Annotated in this window: 4 protein-coding genes; all 4 read left to right on the top strand. The window is 37.1% G+C overall.

Features of this window, described 5'->3' with window-relative positions; all coding sequences use genetic code 11:
* Positions 1 to 159 precede the first annotated feature (159 nt).
* Genes N2257_02715 through N2257_02700 form a run of 4 tightly spaced genes read left to right on the top strand, consistent with a single transcriptional unit; the run spans position 160 to position 7,342 of the window.
* Complete coding sequence (locus tag N2257_02715) at positions 160 to 873, top strand: DNA recombination protein RmuC (protein MCX7793308.1); 714 nt, start codon at positions 160 to 162, stop codon at positions 871 to 873.
* A gap of 1 nt (position 874) precedes the next feature.
* On the top strand, positions 875 to 1,441 hold the full coding sequence (locus tag N2257_02710; GenBank protein MCX7793307.1) for an STAS-like domain-containing protein: 567 nt from the start codon (positions 875 to 877) through the stop codon (positions 1,439 to 1,441).
* Positions 1,389 to 4,517 carry a UvrD-helicase domain-containing protein gene (locus tag N2257_02705; protein ID MCX7793306.1) on the top strand — a complete coding sequence of 1,043 codons (3,129 nt, stop codon included), beginning with the start codon at positions 1,389 to 1,391 and terminating at the stop codon, positions 4,515 to 4,517. Before N2257_02710 ends, N2257_02705 begins: the two co-directional genes overlap by 53 nt.
* On the top strand, positions 4,514 to 7,342 hold the full coding sequence (locus tag N2257_02700) for a PD-(D/E)XK nuclease family protein (GenBank protein ID MCX7793305.1): 2,829 nt from the start codon (positions 4,514 to 4,516) through the stop codon (positions 7,340 to 7,342). The genes N2257_02705 and N2257_02700 overlap by 4 nt, the downstream gene beginning before the upstream one ends.
* Positions 7,343 to 7,350: the final 8 nt, after the last annotated feature.

Below are 7,350 nucleotides of genomic sequence, written 5' to 3'. Positions count from 1 at the left end.
GTGGATAAAGAGCTCCATGCAACCCTTGAGAAAAGGCTCGGTGAATACCTTAAACTCGTAAGTGATGGACTTGAGCAGGTGCATAAAGGACTGGGTGAGATGCAGGCACTCGCCTCAAGTGTTGGAGATCTTAAGAAGGTGCTTTCAAATTGAAAGACAATGTGGATACTTGGTGAGATACAGCTCGGTGCCATACTTGAACAGATCCTCACTCCAGAACAGTATGTGAAAAATTTCTCTCCAAAGAAAAACAGTGACAGGGTTGAGTTTGCAATAAAGCTTCCAGCTAAGGATGATAAGGGTGGCTTTGTTTATCTTCCCATAGATGCAAAATTTCATGAGGCAGATTACCAGAGGCTGATTGATGCCTATGAAACAGGTGACCACGGCATTATAGAAGAAGCGGCAAAGCAGCTTGAAATGAAAATTAAAAACAGTGCAAAGGATATAAAGGAAAAATATCTCAATCCACCCTTGACAACTGATTTTGCTATAATGTTTCTTCCTGTAGAAGGCCTTTACGCAGAGGTATTAAGAAGGCCGAAACTTTTCGAAACACTCCAGAATGAATACAGGGTTACAGTTACAGGACCCACGACCCTTGCTGCCTTCCTAAACAGCCTCCAGATGGGATTCAGGACCCTTGCAATAGAAAAGCGTTCAAGCGAGATATGGGAACTCCTCGGTGCAGTAAAGACAGAATTCGGAAAATTCGGTGAACTTCTTGAAAAAACACACAAAAAACTCCTCGAGGCTAGCAACACCATTGAGGATGCAGCAAGGAGATCGAGATCGATTGAAAGGAGACTGAGGTCAGTCCAGCAGATACCCCATGAAAGGGCTGCTGAGATCCTGAGTCTGGGTGAGGAGTGAAATGGTTATATACGATCTTTACAGGATTCTGAAAGAAGAGCTCAAAAACGGCTCATCAGACCTTGTAACGAGAAATTCAGGCCAGACCATAAGAGAGCGTATTGAAAGAGATATTGTTAAAGAAAAGGATGGCGAGGTCATAGCACTTGACTTTTCACGCATAGGAATAATTGATTACTCCTGCGCTGATGAGATTGTGGCAAAACTGATCTCCAGGCTCCTGAATAATGAGTACGGCGAGCGATTCATTATACTTAAAGGCCTTGATGATACCCAGAAAGAAAATATAGAGGTCGCTCTTGAAAGAAAGGAACTCTCTTCCATAGCAATCATGAGAAACGGCAAAGAAGTGCTAATAGGTAACCTGAATAATTATCTCAAAGAGACCCTCCATATCATAAACGAGAGAGGCAAGTGCACAGCAAAGGAGCTGTCAAAAAAACTGAGACTGGAGCTTAATACAGCAGCAACAAGACTGCTTAATCTTTACAAGAAAAAACTCATTAAAAGAACAGGTGAGCAGACCACTCAAGGAAAGGTACTGGTTTACAGGAAATTATATGAATGAACTTTTAAGAGACAGCGAACTTACTTTTCCCCATTACATGATCCTTAAAGCCTCTGCAGGTGCAGGCAAGACAAGTGCACTCACAAAGAGGTATGTGCAGTTTCTTCTTTCCGAAAGGATACCAGATAATAAGCTTAAAAATATCCTTGCCATAACCTACTCACGGAATGCAGCAAAGCACATGAAGGCAAGGATCCTTGAGTGGCTGAAAAAACTTTACTTTAAAGATGAAAGGACTGTAAGTGAATTTTCAGAATTACTCTTAGTTAAAAAAGAGGATCAGAATCCGGAAGCTCTTTCCACAAGAGCATTGCTGATAATTGAGGAGATACTCGATAATTATTCAGACTTTCAGGTCAAGACAATAGATAGTTTCATGAGCTCCCTATTCAGGGCGTCGGCAACGGACTTCGGTCTAAATCCAGATTTTGAGATACTGATGAACAATAAAGAGCTTATGACCTATGCCTTCGAATTGTTCATAAAAGATATAAGAGAGGGAAGTGAAAAGGCAGAACGTTTTAGAGAAATTATCAACCTGCTAGAGGAACTGTCAGAAAATTCATACTGCTGGGATCCGGCTAAAGAAATCTTGAAAAACTGGATAATCTTACATGAAGAACTATCGGCAAGCAACAGAGAGCTAAAAGTTAATGAAAAAATCGTGGAAGAACTAAAAAAGATCGAGTCTGAACTTCAAAAGGTTTCAGCTAGCCTGATAGAGCTCTTTAATAAAAACACTGATAATCTGCATGATAAATTTAATCTTGATAATTTTATCAAGCATACCCGAGAAAGATCTTTTCTTTCTATTAAATGGAAGGGAAAACCGCCTACTACAAAAAAAACTCCTCCTGAAGATTCAGAAAGGATAAAAATACTATGGAATAGATTTCAGGATCTCCTTAAGGAATACAGTCTTTATTATGCAATGGCCTATTTTCTACCCTATATTATGGAATTCGAAAACTTTTCCAGAGAGCTCGAGGATGTTAAATCAAAGGAGGGAAAATTATTTATAGAAGATATAGGCAGATATCTTGCCTCTTATCTGAGCTCATCCAAAATACCTGATATATACTTCAGGCTCGGTGAAAGGATCTCTCACTATCTCATAGATGAATTCCAGGATACCTCCTATATTCAGTGGTGTAACCTTTATCCTCTTATAGAAAATGCTCTCTCGATGGATGGAAGTCTCTTTGTAGTTGGAGATACAAAACAGGCTATATACGGCTTCAGAAGGGCAGATTATAGAATTATGAAGCATTTAGAAACAGGGCAGGTCTTCCCGTCAGCACAAAAGATAGTCAGCGAGCTTGACAGAAATTACAGAAGCGGCGGCGTGATTCTTAGATTTAATGAAAAGGTATTTAAGGAAATACTTCCAGAGTCAAAAACCTTATGCATGGCAGCCACTCTTTCTGATTTTAAAACCTATACTCAAAAACCTGTTGAAGATAAAAAAGATAAAGGATATGTGGAGGTAACTGAGATTGAAAGGGAAAGGGCAGGTAGCTATATATGTTCCTTAATAATGGACCTGAAAGAAAGAGGCTACAGTTACAGCGATATCGTGATTCTTGCTTTAAAGAATGAGCATGTGGTCGAAATCAGCGGATGGTTGAACGAAGGACAGATCGATTTCATTTCTCACAGCAGCCTTGATGTCAGACAGAGAAAGGTCACCGCAGAGGTTCTCAATCTGCTGAAGTTTCTTGATTCACCTGTCGATGACTTTGCCTTTTCTGTATTCATACAGGGAGATTTATACAAAAGATTTATCTCTTCTTTTAAATCAATTCCTGAAGAAATTTTTAAAAAAACAATAACCTCCTTTCTTCTAAAACACAGGAATTCCAGAATCTTATATAAATCCTTTGAAAAGGAATTTCCTATATTATGGAAAGAAAACTTTGAAGAGCTATTCAGACTTGCTGGTTATCTTCCCCTTTATGACCTTCTTAGCATGTGCATGAGTAAGTTCAGACTCTTTGATGTATATCCTGATGGAGAGGCTGCCTTCATAAAGATACTTGAGGTGGCAAGGATATTTGAGAACAGGGGTTTTGGAAATATAAGGGATTTTGTAGAATTCTTCACCCAATCTTTTCAGGATAGCGAATTCTGGAATATGGTCCTTCCTTCTGGAAAGAATGCGGTGAATGTAATGACCGTTCATCAATCAAAGGGACTTGAGTTTCCGGTATGTATTTTATATCTGAGCTGGAAAAACAGCGAAGGAAGAAGAAAGACCATGCGAATCCTTGAGGATGAAGAAGGTCTGCACTTAATAAAACTCAAAAAGGATTTTGCAAGACATGAAAAACTCCATAGAGCCTATGAAGAAAGAAGAGCAGACGAGCTTGCCTCAAAGGTTAACACCCTTTATGTGGCTCTAACAAGGGCTGAAGATGAGCTCTATGTAATTATAGATAAAAATGAAATTCCCGAGATAATAAAAAATGAAATCGGTAAAATCTACGGCAGCAAATTGACTCCTGAGGAAATAGGAATTAAGAAAGAAAGAGATAGAAGAAAAAAAGAAGAGGTCGTCCCCTTCGGACACTATCTATTCACAGGAGAATTCCCTGTACTTGAAAGGGAGATTCATCTTCAGGAAAAAGAAAGAGGAGAGTTCATACACAGGATACTTTCGTCAATAGAGTACTATTATGAGGGAATAGAAGGGGAGATAATGAATACAATAGAAAAACATAATGAATTATATGCTTCAGGTCTGAGCCCTGAGGAGCTTAAAAAAATATACAATGCTGTTCTCAATACCATTAAGACCCTTGAGCCCTATTTCAGGAAGATTCCTGCAAGGGTGGTAAAGAATGAGAAGGAATTCGCTGATGGTTCAGGATCCCTTCACAGGATGGACAGAGTGGTGATTGACCAAGGCCTAATAACTGTAATTGATTACAAAACAGGCCATCCATCTCAAAAAGAAATGGAAGAACATATTATACAGGTAAAGGATTATAAGAGAATCTTGAAAGAATTATATCCTTCCATCAACGTAAAAGGTATTTTATTCTATGTTGATAAAGGAGAAGCAAGAGAGATATGAACTCACTTCTAATCCTCAATCCTGAGGAAGACATAATAGAAAAGGTTTTTTCTTTATTAATCAAAGAAGAAGGTAATGATTATTCAAAAAATCTCATAGTCTTCCCGGGTAAAAGACCAGCTCATTATTTAAGAAAACTAATCGCAGAAAAAGAAGGAAAGGCTTTTATACCTCCGTCCATATTTTCCATAGATGAGTTTGTAAATTTTATTTTCAATAAAACATCTGATTCAAGGGAGATTCATAAAATCGACGCTCTTGGCATCCTTTATGGAATCTGTTTAAAGAAAGATTTCCTTCAGCCTCAGTTCAGAGAGCTTGACACCTTTTATAACTTTGGCGAAAGGGTTTTCAGGGCACTTGAGGAATTGTATATTGAAAATATTTCGGTTGAAAGGATAAGGAGTCTGGAAACACTGATAGAAATTCCGCAGAAATCAGCTGATCATCTAAGATTTCTCTCAGAGGTCTATTCGGAATTTTATAAGGAACTGGTTAAACAGAAACTATCTACCAGGTCTCTTAGATACAGAACTCTTGCAGAAACAGATGTCCTCATTGGAATTGAGCATTTTAAATCAATAATCCTTGCTGGATTCTTTGCCTTTACATGGTCTGAAAAAGAGATAATCAAGAAACTTTTAAGGCAGGCCTCTGGCAGAATTACCCTTATATTCCATGACGGAGAGGACCTTGAGAGAAGTATTGAATCCATAGGTTTAAAACCTGAACTCAGAGGATATTTAAGAACTGGACCTTTAAATATTAAAACCTCAATCAATCTTTATTCTATTCCAGACCTTCATGGTGAGGTAAAACTTGCTGGAACTCTCTTAAAGGATAAAAAAATAGACGAAAAGACTGTTATAGTACTTCCGGAACCCGAAACTCTCTTCCCACTTTTAAGACACGGAATACCCTTTCTGAAAGAAGAAGAATATAACATATCAATGGGTTATCCTGTCACGAGAACCCCGCTCTACGGATTCTTCCTAAACCTTTTTGAACTGGTAACTTCCATGGATAAAAATCTACTTTATGTTCCTGACTATTTGAAATTTATGCTCCATCCTTATACAAAGAATATCCAATTTAAAGGAAGCGCTGAATTAAATAGGATAACAATCCACTACATAGAAGACCTCTTTCATAAAGGAGCATTTACACCTTTTACTGATCTCGATGAGCTTGAAGAAAAAATATCCAAAATGGTATATGAGGAAATAATTTCACAGACACCTTTGGTAGATTTTGGACCAGAGGATATAAAAAATCAACTTAGAAACATTCACGATAAAACTATAAGAAAATTTCTCATGATAGAAAACATCGGAGATTTTGCAAAGAAGTGTATTGATGTCATAGATACTGTTTATAAAGAAAGTACAGCAAAACTCCATCCTCTTTTTTATCCCTACACAGAGGCCTTTGTAAAAGAATTTAAAAAGGTATCTCTCTCTGAGATGAGGAACTTTTCCTTTAAAAATAGGGAATCCTATTTTAATTTTTTTAAAAAAATAATGTCATCCATCCATATTCCCTTTGAAGGAACACCTCTCAGGGGTTTACAGATACTGGGCTTTCTAGAAACAAGAAATATTAAATTTAAAAGGATATTCTTTCTTGACCTTAATGAAGGTGTCTTTCCTGATTTAACCGATGATACTATCCTGCCCTATCCTGTAAGAAAGGCACTCAATCTGCCAACCTATCAGGAGAGGGAAAGGCTGCTATATTACTATTTCAAGAATCTCCTTTCTGGTGCTGAGGAAGTGTCGCTTTTTTATCTTAAGAATAAGGATCTTGAAAGGTCAAGATTTATTGAAAAAATTATATGGGAGGGCGAAAAGGTAAACATAAAAAACTGGGAGGATGAAAAGACTATAAATTATAAAATAGATCTCCGTACGCCCATACCTCATGAGATAGAAAAGACCGAGGAGATTTTGTCTATAATAGAAACACTTTCTTTTAATGCTTCATCATTAGAAAATTATCTTAGCTGTGGATTGAGATTTTACTACAGTGATATCCTTCAATTATCAAACAGGAAAAATATTGCAGAAGATCCTGAAAGAAAGGATACAGGGTTCTTAGTTCATGATGCCCTTCACAAGTTTTTTGAAAAAAGATTGGGTGAAACAATATGCTCTCCTCTTTCAGCGGATTTACAAGAACTTAAGGAGATAGAAGATATCGTAATAGACATATTTACTCAGCGTTATGGATATATCTCTGGAAGAATATACTTGATGATGAAGCAGATTATTAGGAGACTTAGAGAATTTATACCCTTTACCTTCAGTCTATTTAATGGAAAAGAAATTGTAGCTGTTGAGGATAAAATTGAAGAATGGCTTTTTAATGCTCCTTTAAATGGCCGTATCGACCTTGTCTTAAAAGAAGATAGTGAGTTCACTATAATTGACTACAAGATATCTTCAAAAAATGATAATTTAAAAATCATTTTTGATAAACTGAACCCAGAAGACAGGTCAACATGGTATAAAGCAATCAAAAGCTTACAAATACCTTTTTATATGATTCTTTATTCCACTAAATACAGAATCTCTGTTAATGATATAAACGGCTACTACCTTCTACTTGGGAAGAGCTCCCTTGACGGAGATTCGAAGTATGGTCCCTTCAGCTCAGATAAGATAAAAGAATATGAGATAATGTCAAATATTATAAGGTCCCTTATTGATGAGATCAAAGATCCAAATACACCTTTTATGCCACCAATGAAACTTAAAGATGAATGTCCTTACTGTGATTATAAACCGCTATGCGGTACAGAATGGGTTAAAAGAGATGAATTTTAAGGGAGGTC

It is taken from the genome of Thermodesulfovibrionales bacterium, assembly GCA_026417875.1.
In the GTDB taxonomy this organism is placed as follows: Bacteria; Nitrospirota; Thermodesulfovibrionia; order Thermodesulfovibrionales; family CALJEL01; genus CALJEL01.
Note: the sequence above shows the minus strand (reverse complement) of the source record. Positions and strands in the feature narration are given on the sequence as shown.

What these genes read in the sequence shown, in the direction of transcription:
- N2257_02715 (MCX7793308.1), top strand. Translation starts at nt 160, where the DNA reads ATGTGGATACTTGGTGAGATACAGCTCGGTGCCATACTTGAACAGATC.
- N2257_02710 (MCX7793307.1), top strand. Translation starts at nt 875, where the DNA reads ATGGTTATATACGATCTTTACAGGATTCTGAAAGAAGAGCTCAAAAAC.
- N2257_02700 (MCX7793305.1), top strand. Translation starts at nt 4,514, where the DNA reads ATGAACTCACTTCTAATCCTCAATCCTGAGGAAGACATAATAGAAAAG.